We start from the raw sequence: 23,787 nt of genomic DNA, 5'->3' as shown, positions 1-23,787 counted from the left end.
GTTCTTAAACAACAAGTATAGCAGATAGTATCTAAAGGCTTAATAATCATAGATGAACTCAGCTGAGATAAGACAAAAGTTCCTGGATTTCTTCGCTTCCAAGCAGCACCAGATCGTGCCATCGGCACCGATCGTGGTTAAAGACGACCCAACCCTGATGTTTATCAACTCGGGAATGGCCCCTTTCAAAGACTACTTTTTGGGCAACAAGCCTGCGCCATATAAGCGCATCGCCGACACCCAGAAATGCCTTCGCGTGAGCGGCAAGCACAACGACCTGGAAGAAGTAGGTTACGATACCTACCACCACACTATGTTCGAGATGCTGGGCAACTGGTCGTTTGGTGATTACTTTAAGAAGGATGCACTGGAATGGTCGTGGGAACTGCTTACCGAAGTATACAAGCTGCCAAAAGACAGGCTGTACGTTTCGGTTTTCCAGGGCGATGATAAAGACAACCTACCAATGGACCAGGATGCCTTTAACATCTGGAAGTCAATGATCGCGGAAGATCGCATTTTGATGGGTAATAAAAAGGACAACTTCTGGGAGATGGGCGATACCGGTCCGTGCGGCCCGTGCTCGGAGATACACGTCGACTTGCGTACCGATGAAGAACGCGCGCAGGTGGATGGTAAATCGCTTGTAAATAATGATCATCCGCAGGTAGTAGAGATCTGGAATAACGTATTCATGGAGTTCAACCGTCTGGCGGATGGCTCACTGGTAAAACTGCCTGCACAGCACGTAGATACCGGTATGGGCTTCGAGCGTTTGTGCATGGCTATCCAGGGCAAGCGTTCCAACTATGATACCGACGTATTCCAGCCACTGATCCAGTTTGTGGCAAAACAAGCCGGTGTAATTTATGGCGAAGATGAGAAAACAGACATCGCTATCCGCGTAATTTCTGACCACATCCGTGCTATTGCTTTTACTATAGCCGACGGCCAGTTGCCATCAAATAACAAAGCTGGTTATGTTATCCGTCGTATTCTGCGCCGTGCAGTGCGTTATGGTTTCACTTTCCTAGATTTCAAGAAGCCGTTCCTGTACAAACTGGCAGCCGTACTAGCCGACCAGATGGAAACTGTTTTCCCGGAGCTAAAGCAGCAACTAAGCTTTGTGCAGCGCGTGATTGAAGAAGAAGAGAACGCTTTCCTGCGTACGCTGGAGAACGGTCTGAAGCGTCTGGATGCACTGGAGTCTAGATTTAAAGAGAACAATAATACCATCGATGGCAAAACAGCCTTCGAACTATATGATACCTTCGGTTTCCCGCTGGACCTGACTGCCCTGATTGCCCGTGAAAAAGGCTTTACAGTTGACGAAGCTGGTTTTAGCGTAGAGATGGAGCAGCAAAAGAACCGTTCGCGTAACGCATCCGCTTCGGAGCAAAGCGACTGGGTTATAGTTCATCCTGATGTAACGACTGAATTTGTAGGCTACGACTGCAATGTTTCGGACTCCCATATCGTGCGTTACCGCCAGGTTAAGACCAAGAATAAAAGCGAATATCATATCGTGCTTGATAAAACTCCTTTCTATGCAGAAAGTGGTGGCCAGGTTGGCGATACCGGTTATCTGATTTCAGATGCTGAGCAGATCGAAGTTCTGGACACGAAAAAAGAGAACGATCTTATCCTGCATATCACGACTAAGTTGCCGCAAAACATCGAAGCTGCCTTCCGTAGTGAGATCGATTTTGAGCGTCGTAACTATATCCGTAAGAACCACTCTGCTACGCACTTACTGCATGCCGCTTTACGTAAAGTTTTAGGTGAGCACGTGCAGCAGAAAGGCTCTTTGGTAAATGAAAAAGTACTGCGTTTCGACTTCTCGCATTTCTCTAAAGTAGAAGATGCTGAGTTAAGAGAGATTGAACATATCGTGAATGAGCGTGTGCGCCAGAGCATTCCATTGGAAGAGCAGCGTAACGTGCCAATTGCCGAAGCCAAAGAAATGGGAGCAACTGCCCTGTTTGGTGAAAAGTATGGCGAATTTGTTCGCGTGATTGCTTTCGACCGTGAGCATTCGGTAGAGCTTTGCGGTGGGACGCACGTGTACAATACCGGCGAGATCGGTTACTTTAAAATAGTATCTGAAAGCTCGGTCGCAGCCGGAGTGCGTCGTATTGAAGCCGTTACTGCTAAAATAGCCGAAGACTTTGTACAGGCGCAGTTAGATGAGTTGACTGCGGTTCGTGAAGTGCTGAATACCCAAAGCAATGTATCAGGTGCGGTGCAGAAACTTCAGGACGAGAACAAAGCGCTGCAGAAACAACTGGAGCAATTTGAGCTGAAGCAACTTAGCGGCCTGAAAGATACGCTGGCCCAAAAAGCACAGCAATTAAACGGTGTTAGCCTAGTAGCTGAGCAGGTAGAAGTTAGCAACGCAGATCACCTGAAAAAGCTTGCCTTTGATATGCGTCAGGTTGTAGATAACCTTATATTAGTATTGGCTGCTGAAATTGACGGCAAACCACAGATCGCGGTAATGCTATCTGATAACCTTGTTGCTGAAAAGAACCTGAATGCCAGCCAGATGGTACGCGAACTTGCCAAAGAAATTAAAGGCGGCGGCGGTGGACAGCCATTCTATGCAACTGCTGGCGGTAAAGACGCTTCAGGCTTACAGGCCGTGCCAGGCAAAGCAGTAGAACTTGTAAAGAACTTAATGAATAGTTAATAATGATTAATTAATAATGACTTTCGCATGATGAGAAACTATAGTTATTGCTCATTATTCATTCGTCATTAATCATTAAAACCATGGAAGAATCAATCAGAAATAAATACCAGGCGATCATCGGTCTGGAAGTACACGCGCAGTTGCTGACAGAGAGCAAGGCTTATAGTTCTGACTCAACGGAGTACGGTATGCTGCCCAATACCAACTTAAGCGCTATCACGCTTGGTCACCCGGGTACATTGCCACGCATCAATAAAACGGTGGTAGAGATGGCTGTTAAAATGGGCCTGGCTACGAACTGTAACATTACGCGCTACAACATTTACGCCCGTAAAAACTACTTCTATCCCGATCTTCCCAAAGGCTACCAGATCACACAGGATAAAACACCTGTTTGTACGGCTGGCCATGTTATCGTGAAGGATGCCGATGGTAACGACAAGCAGATCGGTATCACGCGTATTCACATGGAAGAAGATGCGGGTAAGTCGATGCACTTAGCGGGTGAAACTGAAACGCTGGTAGACTTTAATCGTGCCGGTGTGCCGTTGATCGAGATCGTATCGGAGCCAGACATCCGTGATTCTGTAGAGGCCTATAACTACCTGACCGAAATCAAGCGCCTGGTGAAGTACCTGGATATTTGCGATGGTAACATGGAAGAAGGCTCGCTTCGCTGCGATGCCAATATTTCGGTGATGCTGAAGGATTCTCCGCTGTGGGGTACGAAGGTAGAAGTGAAGAACATGAACTCCTTCCGTAACGTGCAGCGCGCTATCGAGCACGAGATTGAGCGTCAGATCATGGTGCTTGAAAATGGTGGTACTGTAGACGGTGAAACCAGAAATTTCGATGCGAACACGGGCACAACTACAGCCATGCGCTCTAAGGAAACGCTGAACGATTACCGTTACTTCCCGGAGCCGGATTTACCGCCGCTGGTAATTGAGCAGGAGTGGTTGGATCGTATTAAAGAAATGATGCCAAGCCTGCCGCAGGAACTATATAAGCGTTTTACCGAAGAGTACGGCCTGCCAGAATACGACGCCAACGTATTGACCGATGCCAAGGAAGTAGCTTTATACTTTGCAGAATTGTGTAAGTATACCACCAACTATAAAGCAGCTTCTAACTGGGTGATGGGTCCGGTAAAATCGTACCTGAACGAGCTGCAACTGCACATGAAGGATTTCCCGCTCCAGCCGCACAGCATCGCTGAGTTGATTGCCCTGGTTGATGAGAACAAGGTAAGCCATTCGGTAGCTTCTAAGCAGATTTTCCCTTACATGCTGGAGAACCCTGGCGTGCCTGCACATCAGGTAGCTGAAGAGCAAAACCTGCTCCAGAATTCTGACGCAAGCGCCCTCGAAGACATTATTGCTGAAGTACTGGCTGGTAATCCGCAAAAGGTTGCCGAGTACAAAGAAGGAAAGAAGAGCCTGATTGGAATGTTCATGGGTGAGATCATGAAACAGACAAAAGGCAAGGCAGACCCTAAACTAGCAAACAAGTTGCTGGCTGAGCGGTTAAATGCATAGCAAATCGTTACCGTACCTCGAACAGGTGAATCTGGAAAATTTGTTTGAGGTACAGTTAACGTAAATTAATTAAACATACGGATATGAAAATTACCAAGTATCTGGCTTTTGCTTCGGCAGTGGTGCTGCTTGCAGGTTGCCAGAACAACAAATCTTCTTCTGAAAACGGAGATGGGTTTACTGTACAGGGCAAGCTGAGCAATGCTACAACTGGTGCTGATATTTACCTGTTTGAGCTGGAGAACCAACAGTTTGTACCGCGCGATACAGTAGCGATAGGAGAGAACGGTAGCTTTACTTTTGACGGCACAGTAAGCGAACCATCTTTTTACCGTGTTACGCTTGATCAGCGCGACGGCGTAGTGCTGGTACTGGAAAAGGGGGCTAAGATTAAACTTGAAGCCGATGCCAAAGATCTGAATGGGACTTCTAAAATTGAAGGATCGGAAGACTCTAAACTTTTCCAGGAACTGAACAAGCTGGTAAACGAAACGCAGCTAAAGAAAATGGAGCTGCAGCAGCAGTTTGTGCAGGCCAGCAACGAAGGCAGAACTGAAGATGCCAAAGCCATTGAAGCTGAGTTTAATTCACAGCAACAGGTTATCCGTAATTTTCTGGCCAAGCATCCTTCATCCATAGTTTCTGCTTTTGGTACGCTAACGCTGATTGACCCGACCGGAGATTTTGCTTTTGCAGATAGCATGGCAACGCTTTACAATCAGCACATCCCTAACTCTAAATACACAAAAGAGCTTAGAAATCGCCTGAATGAATCACGCAGTACGGCTGTTGGCCAGGTTGCTCCGGAAATTACTCTTCCGACACCTGATGGCGGTACAGCTTCCCTATCCTCCCTGCGTGGCAAATATGTGCTGATCGATTTCTGGGCAAGCTGGTGCGGACCATGCCGTAAAGAGAACCCGAACGTGGTGCGCATGTACAACATATACAAAGACAAAGGATTTGAAATTTTTGGCGTATCGCTGGATCAGAACCGTGAAAAATGGCTGAAAGCGATAGCCGACGACAAACTGACCTGGCCACACGTATCCGACCTGAAAGGCTGGGAAAGTGCAGCCGCAGGTTTATACAACATCACAGCTATTCCGCAAACACTTCTATTAGATAAAGAAGGTCGTATCATCGCTAAAAACCTGCGTGGTAAGGATCTTGAAAATAAGTTGGCAGAAGTGCTGAATTAAACTATAGATTGTAGTTGTAAAAAAGCCTTTCCAAGTAAATGGAAAGGCTTTTTTATTTTCGGAAACCTAAGGTTAATGCTAGGAACTATAGTTACCTGGTAAACACTTTTTGCAGCGCTCCCCAAAGCAGTTTTTTCTTTTCTACATCGTGCTCCAGATCTGCAAGGGCATGAGAGAAAACGATTGGCACATTACCGAGCAACACGGGATTGTACAGCGTAAATTTCTCGTGTGGCAGGTTGGAGTCTACCCGACTGGCAAAGCTTAGGATGTAGTTAACTGTAAGGGTTTGTTGTAGCTCTTCGAACACAGCAATAGCTCCCGAAACATTGTTCACGTAGGCCACATCAGTTGGCTGTAAACCAATAGCTGCTAATATCTTGTTCAGGAACTCCAGCTGCGGCAGTTTTCTGAATTCCGTATCCGGTATAGTAACAAGCACAGCCACACCTTTACGGTTCTCACTAATCATGCTAAATTTAGCCGGTTGTGCTGGTGATTCCTGTTTCGGGAGTTTTGGAAGGGCAGGAGTAGACTTGGCTTTCGGAGCAGCTTCAACTATAGTTTCTGGTTGCTCATGAACTATAGGAGCTGCAGTTTCAGCTTCAGTAACTATAGTTGCAGGCACATCGTTTTCTACCAGAAATAATGTTTCCGGTAAAAAGTTCTTCAAAAACTCGTTGCTAAGTTCTTCTGCCTGTAAGCCTGCCATATTATCCGCTTTTATACGCCTTCTTTAATATCGAAAATGGATTTCAGTTCATTTGCTTCACTTGGCTTCATACGGCCAGCCAACACCAGACGCAACTGACGGCGGCGAAGTGCGCCATCGTATAGTTTAATCTCTTCTTCTGTTTCTGGCACCGCCTCCGGCACATCTATCGCCTTGCCTGACTGATCTACTGCAACAAAAGTAAAGAAGGCCTGGTTCGACATAAACTTCTTGCCACTCGGAATGTCTTCGGCATACACTACAATGTGCACTTCCATAGAGGAACTGAATGCACGCGTAACTTTAGCTTCCAGGGTTACAACATTGCCCAGTTTGATGCTTTCCTTAAACGAAACATTGTCTACGGATGCTGTAACTACAATGCGGTTGGAGTGTTTCTGAGCTGCAATGGCCGATACGATGTCCATCCAATGCATCATTTTACCACCCATCAGGTTATTCAGGGTATTGGTGTCGTTTGGCAACACCAGTTCGGTCATGATCACATAAGATTCGCTAACTTTTTTCTGTTTACGCATTACGTTTGCTTGTTTAGTGCTGCAAAGATACGCCCAAACACTTAAACCTTAAAATATAGTTTGCGAGCCCGAAAATCACTCAAATTTTGTAGCATAGCCACTTTTCTCCAAAAATGCCTGGTGGTCTTTAATATCCAGTATTTCTTTAATGGCTTGTTTCTTATCTTCAGAGTTGTTGTAATACGCTTCGCATATCTTGTAACCCATATAATAACCAAGATCACCGGGTTTATCCGTACTCTTCAGTCCATTATATAGCCAGTTGCTGATATCGGTGCCAAGCATTTCGTTTCTGAAGGCCAGCTATAGTTCACGTTCTCTGGGGTTGGCATAAGCATGTATATGCTTGTTGATGTTACTGCGTGTAACTAACTCCCCAATAAAATCAGCGGCGCCTTCTGTTATACTTTTCTTCAAAAGTGTTTCTTCCTGTTCGGGATATCCTTTCTGCAGTATATGCACGATTTCGTGAAAGACAACTATATCGATCTGCTCTATTGGCCGAAGAACCGAAAGGAGCCAGGGGCTTAGTTCATTTTTCGGGGTCTCGGGATAGAAGCCGAACATATCTACCCCTATAACCGGATCCTGGTGAATGGTGCCAGCCGAATTTAAGGCTCCAATTACAAAGTACACTTTAGGAATATAAGCATCCGGGTATAGTTTAAGCAGTCGCTTGTAATGACGGTTCATTCGTGGTACTACAGCCTGTAGTTTTGGAGTATGGTGCTGTAAATAACTATAGTAGGATTTGTGCTTGCTTATAGTTTGCTGCAGGTAGCGGGCATTTTGGATCCGCCCTTTCATAAACTGCCCGACTCCGGCAGTTCCTTTGCTTATGTACTCGTCGTGTATAATCCGGATAGAGTCTTCGGTAGACTTAGCTGTTCTAAATTTGTCAAAGGCATTCCAGAACAGGTCTACATCAGTTGCGATAACTTCAAACTTATGCTGCGCCAGGCAGCTAAGGGTACTCAAAGAGAGTACCAAAATGGTAAGTGTCTTTTTCATAGTAGTAGCAGATATGATCGAAAGACACAAACGCGGGCCGCAGGTTGCACTAGCCCCTATAAGGTTAGATAAAATTAATTAGTACCTGCGCTCCAGCCCTCGCGGCCCAGTAAGGGCACAAACTTAAAGTCGGCAAACTCTTCGCGTTCAAATTGCTCTTCGGATACGCGCGTGATACGGAGCATTTTCTGGCTGTTTTCGTCTCCTACAGGTATCACCAGAATACCACCGACATTCAGCTGCTTTAACAAACTGCGGGGCACAACCGGGGCGCCGGCTGTAACTATAATTTTATCGAAAGGGGCATGAAATGGCAGACCTTCGGAGCCGTCGCCATGGAAAGTATGAGGCTTTAATCCGTACTTGGCAAAGAACCTGCGCGCTTTATCGTAAAGTGGCTTGTTGTATTCTATTGTATAAACGTTGGGCGTAATCTGTAGTAACACGCAGCATTGGTAACCGGAGCCAGTACCAATTTCCAGCACCTTGTCATTGGGCTTCAACCTGAGCAGTTCTGTTTGGAAAGCTACGGTATAAGGTTGCGAAATTGTTTGCCCTTCACCGATCGGGAAAGCTTTGTCCTGATAAGCTTGTTCTACAAAGGCTTTCTCGAAAAAGAAATGACGCGGAACAGCTTCTATAGCCGCCAGTACACGCTCATCGCGGATACCTTTCTGGCGAAGTTGCTGCACCAGTGCGCGTCGCATTCCTTTATGTTTATACAAATCAGCTTCCATGCTCAGTTATACTATAGTTATATCTACTGCCGGCAGGCAATTCGGGTTCGTATTCGCGAAAATAAGCAAAATGCCGGTTAGCGGACTATAAAAAGCGTGTTAAACCTGTTTTACTTTTCGGTGTGGTATCAGAAACACGTATCTTTGGGTAACAAAACACACGAAAATGTTTACCGGAATTATAGAAACTTTAGGCAGGGTAGAAGCTATCAGAGAGGAAGACACAAACAAGCACTTCGTACTTTCATCGGCTTTTACTAACGAGCTGCAAATAGATCAGAGTGTGTCGCATAATGGCGTATGTCTTACGGTAGTAGCTCTTGAGGGAGAAAGCTACACTGTAACTGCTATTGATGAAACGCTGAAGAAAACCAACCTGAACAGTTTAAAGGTTGGTGATGTCGTAAATCTGGAGCGTTGCATGCAGGCAAATGGCCGCTTCGACGGACATGTAGTGCAGGGCCACGTTGATCAGACAGGCATTTGCGAAAGTGTAACCGATGAGAATGGCAGCTGGATCTTTACATTCTCTTATGATGCCAGCACTGGGAACGTAACGGTAGAGAAAGGCTCTATTTGTGTGAATGGCATTAGTTTAACAGTAGTTAACTCGCAGGCAGACCGCTTTTCTGTAGCTATTATCCCTTATACTTTCGAGCATACAAACCTACACAGTGTAAAACCCGGCGATACAGTTAATCTGGAGTTTGATATCATAGGCAAGTACGTTGCACGACTACTGAACAAATAATTAACTGAACCGGGATAAAAAAAGATTATGATTAACAAAAAAGAGACGCAATTCAAGCGTCTCTTTTTTCTGGTATGCGATGAGTTAATTTCTGGTTAGGTTGTCGCTGACCCCGAACCAACTATACTTTCGGATTACAATATCATAGCCAAGCGCGCAAAGATAGGCAGCAAAACTACCAACTATAGCACCACCAATTATATCGCCGGGGAAGTGCACTCCCAGGTAAATCCGACTATAGGAAACTATAACTGCCCAGGCTACGAGTATAAATTTAAAGATAGCATAGCGGTCGGAGAGGACCAGGTTAAAGAATACAGCAAAACCAAATGAATTAGCTGCATGCGACGACATAAACCCGAACTTACCTCCACACCCTGCAACAAGGTTTATTGTTTCGGATAAGGTGGGATCGTGACAAGGGCGTAGGCGCGCAAAGTAAGGTTTAAATATTCCGGATGTGATGCTGTCGGCCAAAGCTATAGTTAACACAGCGAGCAGTAGCATCGGAATGCTCTTACGCTTATACTTCCAGATCACATAACTAATAAGCCCCAGGTAAAACGGCACCCACACATATTTATCCGATGCAAACACCATAATCGGGTCCCAGAAAGGAGACTGCAGGTTGTTAAGGTATACAAAGAGCTCCCTGTCCAGCTCTACAAGCTTTTCCAGCATGGGTTAAAGTACGTTTATCCAGTCGATGTCCTTCTTCAGGTAGTGCTGCGTTTGTTCTTCAGCGCTGCCTGGTTCGGGTTTGTGGTTATATACCCACGAAGCAAGTTCTGGCAAGCTCATTAGAATTGACTCTATTCTGCCGCCTGTCATCAGGCCAAACTTGGTACCTCGGTCATACACCAGGTTAAACTCCACATAGCGGCCCCGGCGAATCAGCTGCCACTTTTTCTGCTCCTCGTTGTAAGGAAGGTCACGGTTTTGGTTTATGATGGAGGTATAAAAAGGAGCAAAAGCATAAGCCACGTCCTTTACGAAATCGAAGCGCTGCTGCAACGTAAATTCATCATTTGCCATCAACCTGTCAAAGAAAATGCCACCTACGCCGCGTGTTTCGTTGCGGTGTACATTAAAGAAATAATCGTCGGCCCACTTTTTAAACTCAGCGTAATAGCTTGGGTGGTGTTTATCGCAGACCGCTTTCATCTGCTCATGAAACTCTTTGGCTTGCTTCAGATCCAGGTAAATAGGCGTGAGGTCTATGCCACCACCAAACCAGGCCTTCCCGTCGCCAGCTTCAAAGTAGCGCACGTTCATATGCGTGATTGGAACCATCGGGTTGTGCGGGTGCATCACTACCGAAACGCCGGTTGCAAAGAAGTTGGGATCGGGCATTTCCAGCATTTTCAGAAACTGAGGCGATAGTTGCCCACCAACGGCAGAAAAGTTTACGCCTCCTTTTTCCAGCACATTGCCATGCTCTATAATGCGTGTAATACCGCCGCCATGCTCAGCATGCTGCCATTCATCTTTCTGAAAAGTGGCGCCGCCATCGCATACTTCCAGGTCGCGTACCAGGTCCAGCTGAAACTGGCGCATAAAAGCTTCTACTTCGTCTCTGAACATCTTTTTGTATGACTATAGATTTTTTGACAAAAGACAAAGTACTTCAGTATGAGGCCACTTTATCAAATTCAAACTATAATTTAACCTTTGGTAAAAACTTAGGACAACAGCAAAAAGTCCAACTATAAAGCACAGGAATATTTACTTCTGATTTTCAAAGCCATTTGTCCTTTGTCTTATATCCTTTATCAAAGTAAGCGCAAAATTACTTAAATAAGCCGGTTTTACAGAACGATATAGATATTTTACAAACAGGTTTGATTTTAGTATCTTCGGGCAAGATCAAAGTATATTCTATGTCTAAAGATACATTGGAGGATTTCAGGGTTGATGTAGCCGTCCTGAAGAAAGCCTACCGCCTGATGCTTACTGCCAAAACCATGGCAGACACTTATGAAGAAAACAAAGCGATTTGCAGTAAATATGTGCATAGTACCTCTCGCGGGCATGAGGCAATTCAGCTAGCGGCAGCTTTCCAGCTAAAGCCTTACGACTACGCTGCACTCTATTACCGCGACGACTCCATGTTGTTAGGGATAGGCATGCAGCCCTATGAACTGATGCTACAGCTGATGGCAAAAGCCGATGATCCGTTCTCAGGCGGCCGTACTTACTATGGACATCCATCACTCAGACGCGAAGGTTTCCCAACTATACCGCATCAAAGTTCAGCCACCGGCATGCAGGCTATACCCGCTACAGGTATGGCTCATGGTATCTGTTACCTCGAGGGACAAGGTTTATTGAAAGGTGAAGAGAGACCGGTTGTGCTTTGCTCGCTGGGCGATGGCTCGGTAACAGAGGGTGAAGTAGCTGAAGCTTTCCAGATGGCTGTATTAAAAGGTTTGCCAATCGTTTACCTGGTGCAGGACAACGACTGGGGAATATCTGCTACCGGCAAGGAAATGCGTGCTATGGATGCCTATGAGTATGCCGCTGGTTTCAAAGGAATGGAGCGTCTGCGCGTAAATGGCTCCGATTTCGCTGAGTCTTATGAAGGCATGCGCATTGCTTTTGAATATGCACGCGAAGTACGTAAACCGATATTGGTGCATGCTAAAGTGCCACTTTTAGGTCACCATACTTCTGGTGTGCGCCGTGAGTGGTATCGTGGCGATAACCTGCAGGAGCATGCAGTAAATGACCCGATTCCAAGGTTAAAGCAAACACTCCTGAACCTGGATGTAAGCGAAGAAGAAATTGAAGCGCTGGAGCAGGACGCACTGCGTACTGTTGCCAACGATTACCAGCGTGCATTGGATGCCCCGGTTCCCGATCCATCTACATTCGATCAGCATGAGTTTGCCCCAACCCCGGTAACTGAAGAAAAAGGAGAGCGCGCACCGGCTAGTGCTGAGAAAGCCATTATGGTGGATGCTGCCTTACATGCCGTTGATGATATTCTGAGGACTTACCCGGAAGCCTTATTCTATGGACAGGATGTTGGCGGTGAACTGGGTGGTGTATTCCGTGAGGCTGCGCTACTGGCTAAGAAATACGGTGACGCACGTGTTTTCAATACCCCAATACAAGAAGCCTATATAGTTGGTTCTACAGCAGGTATGTCGGCTGTTGGCGCAAAAGCTATAGTTGAGATTCAGTTCGCAGACTATATATGGCCAGGTATGAACCAGTTGGTGGAGGAACTTTCAAAAAGCTGCTACCTGTCGATGGGTAAATTCCCGATACAATCTGTAATTCGTGTACCGATTGGTGCTTATGGTGGCGGTGGCCCTTACCATTCCGGCAGTATCGAGTCTACTCTGCTAACTATACGCGGCATTAAGGTAGTTTATCCAAGCAATGCGGCCGACATGAAAGGTTTGATGAAAGCTGCCTTCCTGGACCCGAACCCGGTTATTATGCTGGAGCACAAAGGACTATACTGGTCTAAAGTACCAGGTACTGAAGATGCCAAAACCGTTGAACCTGACGAGAACTATATCCTACCGTTGGGTAAAGCCAATGTGGTACAGTATGCCTCAGATGAACAGGTAAAGCTTGGCAACAGCATGACCGTTATCACCTATGGCATGGGTGTGTACTGGGCTAAAACTGCCTCCAGGCAATTCCCGGGCAGCATTGAAATACTTGACCTACGCACATTAAACCCACTGGATTTTGATGCAGTTGTTGCTTCGGTTAAGCGCCATGGCAAAGCACTGGTATTAACCGAAGAGCCACTGATGAACTCTTTTGCAGAATCTTTGGCTGGTCGTATCTCTAAAGTATGCTTCCAGCAGTTGGATGCACCTGTTTATACAATGGGTGCTGCTAACCTGCCTGCCATTCCGCTCAATGTGGATCTGGAGAAAATGATGCTGCCAAACCCTGATAAAGTGGCATCAACTATAGAAGAGTTACTGAACTACTAACTATAGTTTGTAAACCATAAAAAGAAAGCCCCGCCAACTATAGCGGGGCTTTTTTATTACCAATTGTCTTAGAATGGATAACCGATACCAATATTCAGGTTGCTTTGTGTGCTTCTTGTAAAGAAGTCTGAGAAGCGGAAATCGCCGAGAACAAACTTTTTACCGTTAATGCCTCCCGGATCATAAACTTTGGTAGCAAAATCGAAACGAAGCACCAGAACCGTCAGATCGAAGCGCAAGCCAAAGCCTGTGCCTACCGCTAACTCTTTGTAAAAGGTATCGAAACGGAAAGATGCACCCGGGCGTGTAGGATCCTGCTCAATGGCCCAAACGTTACCGGCATCCACAAACAAGGCACCATTCAGAAAGCTGAAAATGTTAAAGCGATACTCTGTGCTGGCTTCAATAAGGATTTCGCCCGGTTGCTCTGCTTCAAAATCTCGTACACCGGTTTCGTCTACCAACGCTGCAAAAGAACCAGGACCCAGGCGGCGTGATTGCCATGCACGTACACTGGATGCTCCGCCTGCAAAAAAGTATTTATCATACGGTAATACCTCAGATTTAAAAATAGGAGTGGCAACCCCTGTATTTATCCTGTACACAAAAAAGCGCTTGTTGCCCAGCGGTATATATCGCCTGTAGTCGGGGTTAATGCGGGCAAACTGGAATGTTCTAAGATCACCTAACCGAACATTTAAGCCAAGCTCCTGTGAAAGACCACCTACCTCAACAAGCCCTCTAAAATAGCGCGCGTTCCTGGATTGTGTAAAGTCGTTGGTATTGTAGATCATGCTAAACGACATCGACGATATAAAAGCGCTGTTGAAGCTTTCGATGAGCGAGCGGCTTCCCTGGCTATAGCGCTCAAGGTTACGCTTAAATTCATCAGAAATAGTATCTACTTGTACCACATTGAGGTTTACAGGCGAGAAAATATACTGCAAGGTCGGGGCCTGAAGCGGCGAACGTGATTTTTGCCAGATATAATCCAGCGATAGTTCGTATGCAGAGCGTTTGTACTCCTGGCGATCTACGTTGGTGTAACCGGTATAAATTCGGGTACGTGGGCTGTATTTTGTAAGCAGGTTACGGCCTCCCGGTACCATTATAGTTGGAAAGGTCAATGCCATGTCGCCACCAAACTCTTTGATCATAACTGTTTCAGCCTGATCTGTTAAGCTGATTTGACCTTCAAAACCGCCTCGTATCCCCAAATCCAGGTTCTCTGCTCCGCCAAACACGTTGCGCATACGAAGCCTGATACTCGCAAACGGGCCCGGTGTACGTTCGGTATAGTTTAAACCCAGCTCTGTAGTCTCCTGAAAGCGCTTGGAAGGCAATGCATTTATATAGGCATTTAACCTGTATGTGCTATCGGTAGGGCTGCCTATTTTATTATACAGAATGTTGTTGAACTGAAACACATCCAGGTCGGCAAGCTGGCGCTGTGTAGTGGCCGTTCTGAGCTGGCTGTAAGGCTGTCCCGGGTAAATATCTACCTTTTTATCGAGTATCCTTGTCGAATATTTGTGGTTATAGGATACATAGTTCACGTCGTTATACCTGATCGTATCGCGCGGAATACCAAAGCGGTCTACATCAGTTTTAAAGTATACATTATTGATTGTGTAAACCTGGTGTTTGCCGCCTGTTTCAGGATTTCGGATAATGGTCGTAACATCAGCAGCATTCGGAAGTACACCCAGCGTATCGATTTCAAACTCGATGTAGGCACGGGCAAAATCATAGTAGCCGTTATTTCGGACCAGTTCGTAAAGGCGGGTGCGCTCCTCTGTTAACCGGTCCTCGTTATAAATATCGTTTAACTTTAAAAGCGAACGTCCTGCCGTAGCCTGTACCAACGCGTAAATAGCAGTATCAGGAATGGTATATGTAAAGGAACTATAGCGGTAGGGCTGTTTCTCGTTTATAGTTAATGTAACATACACCAGTTTTCCTTTCTCATTCTTATCAAAAGATATCTGGTGGTTAAAATATCCGCGGGCATTCAGGAAGACCGAAATCTGATCTACGGTACGACGCATAAGCGTAGAGTCGTATATGGCAGGCGGTTCGCCCAGCTGCATCAGAAAGTTTCCGTTCTCTTTTTTCTCGCGCAGTCGGGCAACACGGTCCGTATATTTTTTCCGGATTTTGCGGATTCTTACTGTGTCACTGCCGGCTTCCTGTACCTTCTCGCGCCATTTGTTTTGCTGCTTCCGTATGCGCTCGTCAATCTTGGGCGGGTCGTAAAACTTCTTACCTACATTGTAAACCCACAGGTAAGGAGTAGAGCCCAGAAACATGCGGTTCGGTTTCTGCTGATACAGATTCTCGACTGATGCTCTCTCAACATTCTTTAAACCAACAGGTTTGATACTCACCAACAGCTTTTCGTCCTCGCCCAGATCTTTGGTAGGAATGCACCCGGCCGAAAACAAAATTGTAATTAACAGGCCGAATATGTAAAATCGTGGCTTCAAACGTTTCACAGATATGTTATCAAAAGCAGTTATTAAGTATATAAACTCGTTGCAAGTAAAAAAATACCGCAACCAACACCAAGCCTTTGTGGTGGAGGGAGCAAAAAGTGTTATCGAATTACTGCAATCTGACTTTGAACTGCAGCATGTTTTTGTTACTGAAAGCTTTGAGCAGGAAAACCGCCGGCAGCTTAAAGATATAGATTACCAGGTAGTAACAGAAACCGATCTTGTAAAAGCCGGCACCTATGCCAGTAATAACGCTGCACTAGCCGTAGCCTATATGCGGAGGCTGCCCGAGTTGCAGGTAAACCTCGACGAACTTGTTATTGCCCTCGATGATATCCGTGATCCCGGAAACCTGGGCACCATTATCCGGATTGCAGACTGGTACGGTATCAAAAAGATTATTTGCTCCGAAACCTGCGCTGATTTTTATAACCCGAAAGTGATTGCAGCTACTATGGGCTCTTTTACACGCCTACAGGTGCATTATATTAACCTGGAAGAGTGGCTGAAAACGCTGAACCCAACACACCAGATTTACGGAGCATCCTTAGCAGGAGAGAACATCCACCAGATGAAGTTGCAACCAAAGGGCATTGTGGTAATGGGCAATGAAGCAAACGGCATCAGGGCAGAAGTAGCAGCGCAGATAAATCAGCTCATCAAGATTCCGGCATTCGGCAATGCCGAGTCTCTGAACGTGGCTACTGCTACTGCCATCATCATCGATAATTTCAGACGCTGGAAATAAGGCAAAAAAAGAGCCCTGTTCGCAGGGCTCTTTTCCAAACACAATCAATTCACAAACTGACATTTTAGTTAAGCAGACGCAGACCAAAGCTGATCACGTTTACCTGTGGTCCACGGTTCTCCTTAAACATGTCGTTCATGTTATACTTCACAAACAGGGTAAGGTTGTTGTAACCGATCACGCCGGTAGCTCCGTACTGGAAATCGGTCAGGTTAAAGCTGCCACGGTCTTTGTCTTTTATGGTGTTGCCATCGCGCTCATACTTTAGCTTGCTGTGGCTGCCCAGGCGGTAACCTGCAAAACCACCTGCACCAATGTGGAAGCCGTCTTTGCCATTAGCACGCTTAAACTTCAGCATCGGCATAAGTGGTATGTTCACGCTTGAAGTAGCCAGTTTCGATTTCTCGTAGCTAATATCTTCTATTTTAGTGAACACTGTCTCATCATCGATGTCCTGAATGATCACATTTTTATCGAACATATAGTTGTTGAAAGCGAACTCCAATCCAGATACGATGTAGAAGGGGCTCTTTTTGCCACCGATCTGCGAGATCAAGTGTGAGTTTAAGCTGATGTAACGTGAGCCCATCGGTTTCAGATCAGGCACGAACTGGCTATTTTCATTATCGATGAAGTTGTTCAGGCCAAGGTCGATGTCAAAGTTATAGCGGGTTGCTTTATAGTTCTCTACGTGCTTGTACTTCACGGTATCCTTGTCCTGCGTATTGATATCAACTTTCGTGTTATCGCCGTCTTCTTCGATGTTCACATCAATTTTGAAATCTTTGTTGATGCGGATCTCATGGCGCTCCCGTTTTACGTTGCCTTTGGCATCTGTTTCCTGCACAGTTACAGTTACTTTTTCTGTAGTGTTCGCATTGCCATCCTTGGTATCGAATGTAACGGTCATCTGCTTCGGTTTGCCGTCCTGGCCTGCTGCGCCTTCTAGCTGCTCTGCCTGCTTCACGTATTTGTTCAGTTCACGCATCAGCGAGTCTAGGCTATAGTTCTGGAAGGCCTCCAGCTGTTTCATGTTCTGTAGTTGCAGGATCATTTTGGCGCCATTGGCCATCTTTATCACGATGGTATCCTGGGTTCCGGCTCTGTCGGCAACGGTAAGGCCGCCTTTGGCAGACACACCGGTAGCTGCGGCCATGAAGATGGCCATTACAAGTAGTACGATTCGTTTCATGGTTTTAAGGGGTTATAGATTGATCACTTTTGAGATTTTCTGCTTACCGATTCTGGTTTCAAGCGCAATTCTGTCGGCATTCAGGCCAACTTCTTCGAGGTTAACTTTCTCCCCGTTCGATAGATTTTTCACCTGTTTAAAGATGTTTTTGGCAAGTTTCTGCTTACGCTGGAAAGAGGTGGACTCTTCCGGTGCTTCTTCCGCAGCTGCATAGGCAACATCATCCTGGTTTACCGTGCGCTTGATAATGATCTGAACCGGCTCTGCGCTGCCTGCCGATGCAAAACTGGCAGGTGTATGCGTTGTTACGGTTGGCACTTCAACGGTAGTTGCAGGTTTTGGTGTTTGCTGCGCCAGCATAGCAGCAGGCTGTTTTACATTTTCTTCCATCTTAACCCAGCGTTCCGTCTTTTTAGCATTCCTGGTTACCGGCTTTTTAGTAACAACAGCTTTTGGCTCAGCAGCTATAGTTGGTTCCGGGGTAACAACCGGTTCTGCTATCGTTTCATCCGGGGTTGTGGCTGCAGCTATAGTTTGTTCCGGTATCGTTTCCGTTTCAGGCGCTATAGTTGGCTGGTCGGCTTGTTTAATTACATCCACCTGTGCTATTGTCTGGTCGGATATTGCTTGTGGCTGGTTAAATTTCAATACCACACCAACGGCCAACAGCAGGGTAATGGCAGCGGCAATGCTATAGTATATAAAGCCAAACCTGCTCTTCTGCTCATGCTGTGGCTCCGGCTGGGCTTGTGGCATTTCTTCCTGAATGCGGTCCTGCAGGCGGTTCCAGAGGTCGGCAGGTGGTGTGGGTGCCATTCTGCCCAGGCGCTGGTTAAATAATTTGTCTATTTCTTCGGGTTCCATATTCTGTCTCCTTTCTTAGCTGGCGATGGCTTCGTGGCCTGTCAGTCGTTTTTGTAACATTGCGCGTGCCTTGCTCAACTGCGATTTAGATGTTCCTTCAGTTATGTTCAGCATATCAGCGATCTCTTTATGCGAGTAACCTTCTATGGCATATAAGTTAAATACGGCTCTGTAACCGGCAGGCAGAGTGTGCAATAATCCAAGCAATTCTCCTTCGTTCAGGTCGTGGTCTGCACCACCGGCATCTGCAATCTGCGTGTAGCCATCTTCAATGGCCAGGTGCAGAGGCTCTTTCTTCCGTAAAAAACCCAGTGCTTCGTTTACCATAATGCGTCTGATCCAACCTTCAAAACTGCCTTTAGCCTCAAACCGGTCTATGTTCTGGTAAATTTTCATAAACCCGTTTAGTAAAGCTTCTTCGGCATCCATGTCGTTTTTAAGGTAGCGCAAACAAACCCCGTACATGGGCGATGCATAACGTTCATAAAGCACCTTCTGTGCTTTACTATCAGCCCGCTGGCATCCTGCTATTAATTCTGGCTCTGTCACGCTGGGTAAAAGTTTAACTTATATTCTGTGCTCGTTTTGTAAGGTTTCTCAGCAATTTTGCTGCGCTTCTGAACCTAAGATGTAAGGTTAAGACCAGAGGTTGCCTGAGGGTTTATAAATTTCTTCTTTTTTTTAGAATTAGCCTTATCGCCAACTATAAATAATTGATTATCAACTATAAAAATTTATGAATTATGAATTCATTTTCGTGAGCAACTAAACTATAGTTTGAATTGCAACAGGGAATTGCAGGGATAGGACTAACTTATAAGGAGAGGGGAAGTAGGAATGCTTTAAAACACCAAAGGCTCCCCATATGGAGAGCCCTTGATTTTATGAAAATATAATTTTCAACTTTTAGCCATACATAATAACGGAGACCCGGATGTAAGGTTACAGAAATTGAAAAAAATTGTGCAATTTTTCAAAATATTTTCTGACTATGGGTTTACAGGCGCTGAAACCACATTTTCCAGCACTGCCCATACGTTAGCTGCTAAAATTTTCTGCCCTTCTATAGTTGGGTGAATGCCATCGGCCTGGTTAAGCTCCGGTATTCCGCCAACACCTTCCAGTAAAAAAGGGATCAGGTGTACGTTTTCTTCTTTGGACAGCCTTGTAAACACTTCACTAAAATCACGGGTGTATTTCTGGCCCATGCTGGGAGGGAGCTGCATGCCTGCCAAAATAATCTCCACGTTCGGATTTTTTTCACGCACCTTCTCCATGATTGTTTTCAGGTTATTATAGGTGCTTTCCGTGTCAATGCCACGCAGGCCGTCGTTGGCGCCCAGTTCCAGCACAAACACATCTACCGGCTTTTTCAGCAACCAGTCGATCCTGCTCTTGCCACCAGCTGAGGTTTCGCCGCTCACACCCGCATTTACAACCTTGTAAGGAAGTCCCAGCGAGTCAATACGCTCCTGTATCAGCGCAGGGAAAGCCTGAGAGGGTTCCAATCCATAACCTGCAGTTAAGCTGTTGCCAAAGAAAAGGATTGTTTTGGTTTCTTCTTTTTTAGGGTTTTCCGCTACCGTAGTGCCACCATCCGCATTTTCACCCTGTCGTGCATCCGTACGGTCGGTTGTATCAGGTTGGCTGCAGCCAAGCATTACTATGCTTAGTATCAGTGTACAGATCGATTTATAATTTAGCTTCACGTTTTAATCTATTTGGTTTAATTTTATACCTTACTCGTTATAACAGATAACGAACTTAACCAGTTATTACGTTTTAGCCAAACATCAGATCTTTTGCCTGCGTTTTTCTCAGGTATACACCTTTTAATCTAACTACAGTGTCTACTATACTTGATATACAAAATCTAACCAAAACCTACGACTCCGGCGACCGTCACCTTACTGTGCTGCACGAAGTTAATTTTGCTCTTCAGGCCGGCGACACCTGTTCTATAGTTGGTCCATCGGGTAGCGGCAAAACCACTTTACTTGGTCTGTGCGCTGGCCTAGACAGAGCCTCTTCCGGATCGGTTATTCTAAATGGTGTTAAACTGGATAACATGAGTGAGGACGAGCGTGCACAGGTGCGGAACATGTACGTAGGCTTTGTCTTCCAGAACTTTCAGCTGATTCCTACCTTAACTGCCCTGGAAAATGTAATGGTGCCCCTGGAACTGCGCGGAGAGCGTAATGTACAGCGCCAGGCACAGGAATTACTGGCAAGAGTAGGCCTGGCAGAACGCGGCGACCATTACCCGACCCAGTTATCCGGAGGTGAGCAGCAGCGCGTAAGTATAGCAAGAGCTTTCTCAAACAGGCCCACCATCCTTTTTGCCGATGAGCCAACCGGTAACCTGGACGAAGAAACAGGCACACGCGTAGAACAATTGCTTTTCGACCTGAACAAAGAAGCCGGAACAACGCTGGTTCTGGTAACCCACGACCTGGAACTTGCCGAAAAAACCAACCGCATCATCCGAATCAAAGGCGGCCACATTGTATCCGACGAAGTAACAGCGTTAATAAAGAATCAGGAATTATAATTCAGATGGAAAAAATGAGCATCAACGATAGTTTGTAAGTCTGTCCTTTCACTTTCTAACTTTCTAACTTCCACAATTTCTAACTTCATTAACTCTCTAACTCCCAAACTATAAGGCTTGTGTCTGATAACTATATACACCTTCCGGAAAAACCAAAGCTGAACCTACGCTGGTTACTGCTGATGGCATGGCGCGATAGCCGGCGCAACAGAGGCAAGCTGGCATTATTCATTTCGTCTATAGTTTTGGGTATTGCAGCACTAGTAGCTATAAACTCCTTTAGCGATAATTTAAGTATTGATATTGAAAGGCAGGCCAAATCCCTGATCGGGGCAGACCTGGTGATGGCCGGGAATAAACCACCGGAAGGAGAAATCGCTACTTTAATAGATTCAATCGGAGGAGAGCGGTCTGATGAGGTGCGCTTCGTATCCATGGTCTATTTCCAGGCATCGCAGGGGACAAGACTGGTGCAGGTGCGGGCTCTGGAAGGCGGTTTCCCATACTATGGCGCTATCGAGACGGAGCCTGCAGAAGCCAGTCGTAGTTTCAGGAAGGGTGGACGCCGTGCACTGGTAGATCAAACCTTGCTGTTGCAGTTCAACACCAAACCCGGCGATTCCATCCGGGTTGGAACTATGACCTTCGAGATTGCCGGGGCATTGCACAAAATTCCCGGGCAATCTGCGGTTACAGCAACTATAGCACCGGCGGTTTATATACCAAGAGAATATCTGGAGCAAACTGGTCTGTTACAGAAAGGTAGCCGCATTAGCTACTACTATTACTTTAAGTTACCAGCCAACACCGATGCCGACAAACTGGTAAAGAAACTGGAGCCACGGCTGGATGAAGAAGGCATCAATTTCGACACGGTAAAGAGCCGACAGGAGAGTACAGGCCGCGCCTATAGTGACCTGGCTAGCTTCCTGGCACTGGTTGGCTTTGTAGCATTGCTTCTGGGTTGTGTGGGCGTTGCAAGTGCCGTTCACGTTTACATCCGCGAGAAACTGGCAACTATAGGTGTGCTGCGCTGTATCGGCGTAAGCGGCAAACAAGCCTTCTTGATCTACCTTTTCCAGGTGCTGGTCATGGGTTTTATAGGCGCAACTATAGGAGCGTTGCTGGGTAGCCTGATCCAACTATACCTGCCACAGCTCTTTAAAGCTTTTCTGCCGGTAGAGGTAACGGTGGCTGTATCGTGGGGTGCCATTGCTGAAGGAATTGGTATTGGCGTGCTGGTTTCAGTGCTGTTTGCGCTTTTGCCGCTGCTCAGTATCCGCAATGTTTCGCCTATCATTACGCTTCGGTCCAGTGTCGAGCATCTCACCAATCAGAAAGATCCGCTTCGCCTGGCAGTCTATAGTTTGATTCTGGTTTTTGTGCTGCTGTTTGCTTACTTCCAGTTGGGTAACTGGCTGCGTGCACTGGGCTTTACAGGGGGCGTAGTGGTCGGCTTTATAGTTCTGGCCCTGATTGCACGCGGCATGATGTGGCTGGTAAAAAGGTTCTTCCCTGTAAACTGGGGCTATGTGTGGCGCCAAAGCCTGGCAAACCTGTACCGGCCTAATAACCAAACGCTCTTACTTACAGTTTCTGTCGGACTAGGGGCTGCACTGATTGCTACATTAGTTCTGATGCAACGCTTGCTGGTATCGGAAGTAGCTATTTCGGGCAGCGAGCATCAGCCGAACCTGGTGTTGTTTGATATACAGAATGCGCAGAAAGAAGGCGTGGTAGAACTTACCAAAGCCGAAGGACTGCCGGTGCAACAACTGGTGCCTGTGGTAACTATGCGCCTGGAAGAGATAAATGGCCTTACGGCTGCTGATGTCCGCAAAGACACCACGTTAGGTATTCCGGACTGGGCTTTTACCCGCGAGTACCGCGTTACTTATCGTGATACTTTGATCGATTCTGAAAGTGAAGTTGAAGGGAAATGGACAGGTACTGTGAACCCGGATACAGAAGTTATACCAATCTCATTAGAAGATAGATATGCTGAACGGCTTAAAGCTAAGCTTGGCGACACGCTGGTGTTTAACGTGCAAGGCGCTTTGATGAAAACAAGAGTAGCCCACCTGCGTGAGATCGACTGGAACCGGGTACAGAGTAACTTCCTGGTGCTCTTCCCGAAGGGTGTACTGGAAGAAGCGCCCCAGTTCCATATCCTGATGACGCGCACCCAATCAGACCAGCAGTCGGCGCAGTTTCAGCGTACACTGGTGCAACAATTCCCGAACGTTTCAGCCATTGACCTTGACCTGATACTGCAGACGCTGGACGAAATACTGAGTAAGATCTCGTTCGTTATCAGGTTTATGGCCCTGTTCAGCATCACAACCGGTTTACTTGTGCTCATAGGGTCGGTAAACATCAGCAAGTTTCAGCGCATACAGGAGAGCGTGTTGTTGCGTACGTTAGGCGCCAGCCGGAAGCAGATCTTAACTATAACTGCTTTCGAATACCTGCTGCTTGGCGCTCTTGCATCCGGAACCGGCGTTATACTGGCTGTTTTTGCAAGCTGGGCACTGGCTGTATTCAGCTTTGAGGTAAACTTTGTACCTGAACTCTGGCCATTGCTACCCGTGTTCCTAGGTATCACATTCCTGACTGTAGTAATTGGTATTGTAAACAGCCGTGGCATTTTAAGCAGGCCGCCGCTGGAGGTACTTCGCCGGGAGGTTTAACTCCCGGTATTTTCTTAGTTGAACGTATTTCAGAGTTGGTCTCCGAAGCAACTTTCTATAGTTTGAGAAGTAAACCTATAGTTTGGACTTTGTCTCACATCAAACT

General features: G+C 46.3%; 18 protein-coding genes and 1 pseudogene. 8 read left to right on the top strand and 11 right to left on the bottom strand.

The window, feature by feature from the left end:
- Positions 1–52: 52 nt before the first annotated feature.
- The 3 genes from alaS (at position 53) to GXP69_RS14055 (ending at position 5,432) form a co-directional block, all read left to right on the top strand.
- Positions 53–2,689 (top strand): alanine--tRNA ligase, encoded by a 2,637-nt coding sequence (gene alaS / locus GXP69_RS14065; RefSeq protein WP_163915716.1) that lies wholly within the window; start codon positions 53–55, stop codon positions 2,687–2,689.
- A gap of 83 nt (positions 2,690–2,772) precedes the next feature.
- The gene (gene gatB / locus GXP69_RS14060; RefSeq protein ID WP_163915715.1) at positions 2,773–4,230 is read left to right on the top strand and encodes an Asp-tRNA(Asn)/Glu-tRNA(Gln) amidotransferase subunit GatB; all 1,458 of its coding nucleotides are present in this window, start codon (positions 2,773–2,775) and stop codon (positions 4,228–4,230) included.
- 83 nt (positions 4,231–4,313) lie between these two features.
- Positions 4,314–5,432 (top strand): TlpA disulfide reductase family protein, encoded by a 1,119-nt coding sequence (locus GXP69_RS14055; RefSeq protein ID WP_163915714.1) that lies wholly within the window; start codon positions 4,314–4,316, stop codon positions 5,430–5,432.
- 91 nt (positions 5,433–5,523) lie between these two features.
- Here the strand turns inward: GXP69_RS14055 and GXP69_RS14050 are convergent, their stop codons facing one another.
- From GXP69_RS14050 to GXP69_RS14030, 4 genes and pseudogenes are all read right to left on the bottom strand, one after another.
- A complete protein-coding gene (locus GXP69_RS14050; RefSeq protein ID WP_163915713.1) occupies positions 5,524–6,144 on the bottom strand; it encodes a hypothetical protein in 621 nt (206 codons plus the stop codon).
- An 11-nt stretch (positions 6,145–6,155) separates the two neighbouring features.
- A complete protein-coding gene (locus GXP69_RS14045; protein WP_163915712.1) occupies positions 6,156–6,683 on the bottom strand; it encodes an acyl-CoA thioesterase in 528 nt (175 codons plus the stop codon).
- Between the two features lie 75 nt (positions 6,684–6,758).
- Positions 6,759–7,694: pseudogene (locus GXP69_RS14035) on the bottom strand (gliding motility protein GldB-related protein).
- Positions 7,695–7,768: 74 nt separating this feature from the next.
- Positions 7,769–8,431: a protein-L-isoaspartate(D-aspartate) O-methyltransferase gene (locus GXP69_RS14030; RefSeq protein WP_163915709.1), complete on the bottom strand. Its 663-nt coding sequence runs from the start codon at positions 8,429–8,431 to the stop codon at positions 7,769–7,771.
- A 166-nt stretch (positions 8,432–8,597) separates the two neighbouring features.
- Between GXP69_RS14030 and GXP69_RS14025 the strand changes: the two genes are divergently transcribed.
- A complete protein-coding gene (locus tag GXP69_RS14025; protein ID WP_163915708.1) occupies positions 8,598–9,182 on the top strand; it encodes a riboflavin synthase in 585 nt (194 codons plus the stop codon).
- 84 nt (positions 9,183–9,266) lie between these two features.
- Here the strand turns inward: GXP69_RS14025 and GXP69_RS14020 are convergent, their stop codons facing one another.
- Positions 9,267–9,863: a phosphatase PAP2 family protein gene (locus tag GXP69_RS14020; RefSeq protein WP_163915707.1), complete on the bottom strand. Its 597-nt coding sequence runs from the start codon at positions 9,861–9,863 to the stop codon at positions 9,267–9,269.
- Positions 9,864–9,866: 3 nt separating this feature from the next.
- Positions 9,867–10,766, bottom strand: a complete 900-nt coding sequence (gene hemF, locus GXP69_RS14015; RefSeq protein ID WP_163915706.1) for an oxygen-dependent coproporphyrinogen oxidase — start codon at positions 10,764–10,766, stop codon at positions 9,867–9,869.
- 296 nt (positions 10,767–11,062) lie between these two features.
- On the opposite strand from hemF, the gene GXP69_RS14010 reads away from it, so the two are divergent.
- Entirely contained in the window at positions 11,063–13,141 is a 2,079-nt protein-coding gene (locus GXP69_RS14010; protein ID WP_163915705.1) for an alpha-ketoacid dehydrogenase subunit alpha/beta, read from the top strand.
- Between the two features lie 68 nt (positions 13,142–13,209).
- On the opposite strand, the gene tamL is transcribed toward GXP69_RS14010, so the two are convergent.
- The gene (gene tamL, locus GXP69_RS14005; RefSeq protein WP_317164598.1) at positions 13,210–15,636 is read right to left on the bottom strand and encodes a translocation and assembly module lipoprotein TamL; all 2,427 of its coding nucleotides are present in this window, start codon (positions 15,634–15,636) and stop codon (positions 13,210–13,212) included.
- Between the two features lie 4 nt (positions 15,637–15,640).
- Here tamL and GXP69_RS14000 point away from each other — a divergent pair, with 4 nt between their 5' ends.
- Positions 15,641–16,384, top strand: a complete 744-nt coding sequence (locus tag GXP69_RS14000; protein WP_163915704.1) for a TrmH family RNA methyltransferase — start codon at positions 15,641–15,643, stop codon at positions 16,382–16,384.
- A gap of 64 nt (positions 16,385–16,448) precedes the next feature.
- Here GXP69_RS14000 and GXP69_RS13995 read toward each other — a convergent pair whose 3' ends face one another.
- The 4 genes from GXP69_RS13995 to GXP69_RS13980 all read right to left on the bottom strand — a co-directional run bounded on the left by GXP69_RS13995 (position 16,449) and on the right by GXP69_RS13980 (position 20,149).
- On the bottom strand, positions 16,449–17,576 hold the full coding sequence (locus GXP69_RS13995; protein WP_163915703.1) for an outer membrane beta-barrel protein: 1,128 nt from the start codon (positions 17,574–17,576) through the stop codon (positions 16,449–16,451).
- Between the two features lie 12 nt (positions 17,577–17,588).
- A complete protein-coding gene (locus tag GXP69_RS13990; protein ID WP_163915702.1) occupies positions 17,589–18,440 on the bottom strand; it encodes a ribonuclease E domain-containing protein in 852 nt (283 codons plus the stop codon).
- A gap of 15 nt (positions 18,441–18,455) precedes the next feature.
- The gene (locus tag GXP69_RS13985; protein ID WP_163915701.1) at positions 18,456–18,989 is read right to left on the bottom strand and encodes an RNA polymerase sigma factor; all 534 of its coding nucleotides are present in this window, start codon (positions 18,987–18,989) and stop codon (positions 18,456–18,458) included.
- Between the two features lie 440 nt (positions 18,990–19,429).
- Positions 19,430–20,149, bottom strand: a complete 720-nt coding sequence (locus GXP69_RS13980; RefSeq protein ID WP_317164596.1) for an arylesterase — start codon at positions 20,147–20,149, stop codon at positions 19,430–19,432.
- 137 nt (positions 20,150–20,286) lie between these two features.
- On the opposite strand from GXP69_RS13980, the gene GXP69_RS13975 reads away from it, so the two are divergent.
- Positions 20,287–20,991 carry an ABC transporter ATP-binding protein gene (locus tag GXP69_RS13975; protein ID WP_163915700.1) on the top strand — a complete coding sequence of 235 codons (705 nt, stop codon included), beginning with the start codon at positions 20,287–20,289 and terminating at the stop codon, positions 20,989–20,991.
- Between the two features lie 119 nt (positions 20,992–21,110).
- Complete coding sequence (locus GXP69_RS13970) at positions 21,111–23,681, top strand: ABC transporter permease (protein WP_317164595.1); 2,571 nt, start codon at positions 21,111–21,113, stop codon at positions 23,679–23,681.
- Positions 23,682–23,787: the final 106 nt, after the last annotated feature.

The sequence above is a fragment of the Pontibacter burrus genome (assembly GCF_010686685.1).
In the GTDB taxonomy this organism is placed as follows: domain Bacteria; phylum Bacteroidota; class Bacteroidia; order Cytophagales; family Hymenobacteraceae; genus Pontibacter; species Pontibacter burrus.
Note: the sequence above shows the minus strand (reverse complement) of the source record. Positions and strands in the feature narration are given on the sequence as shown.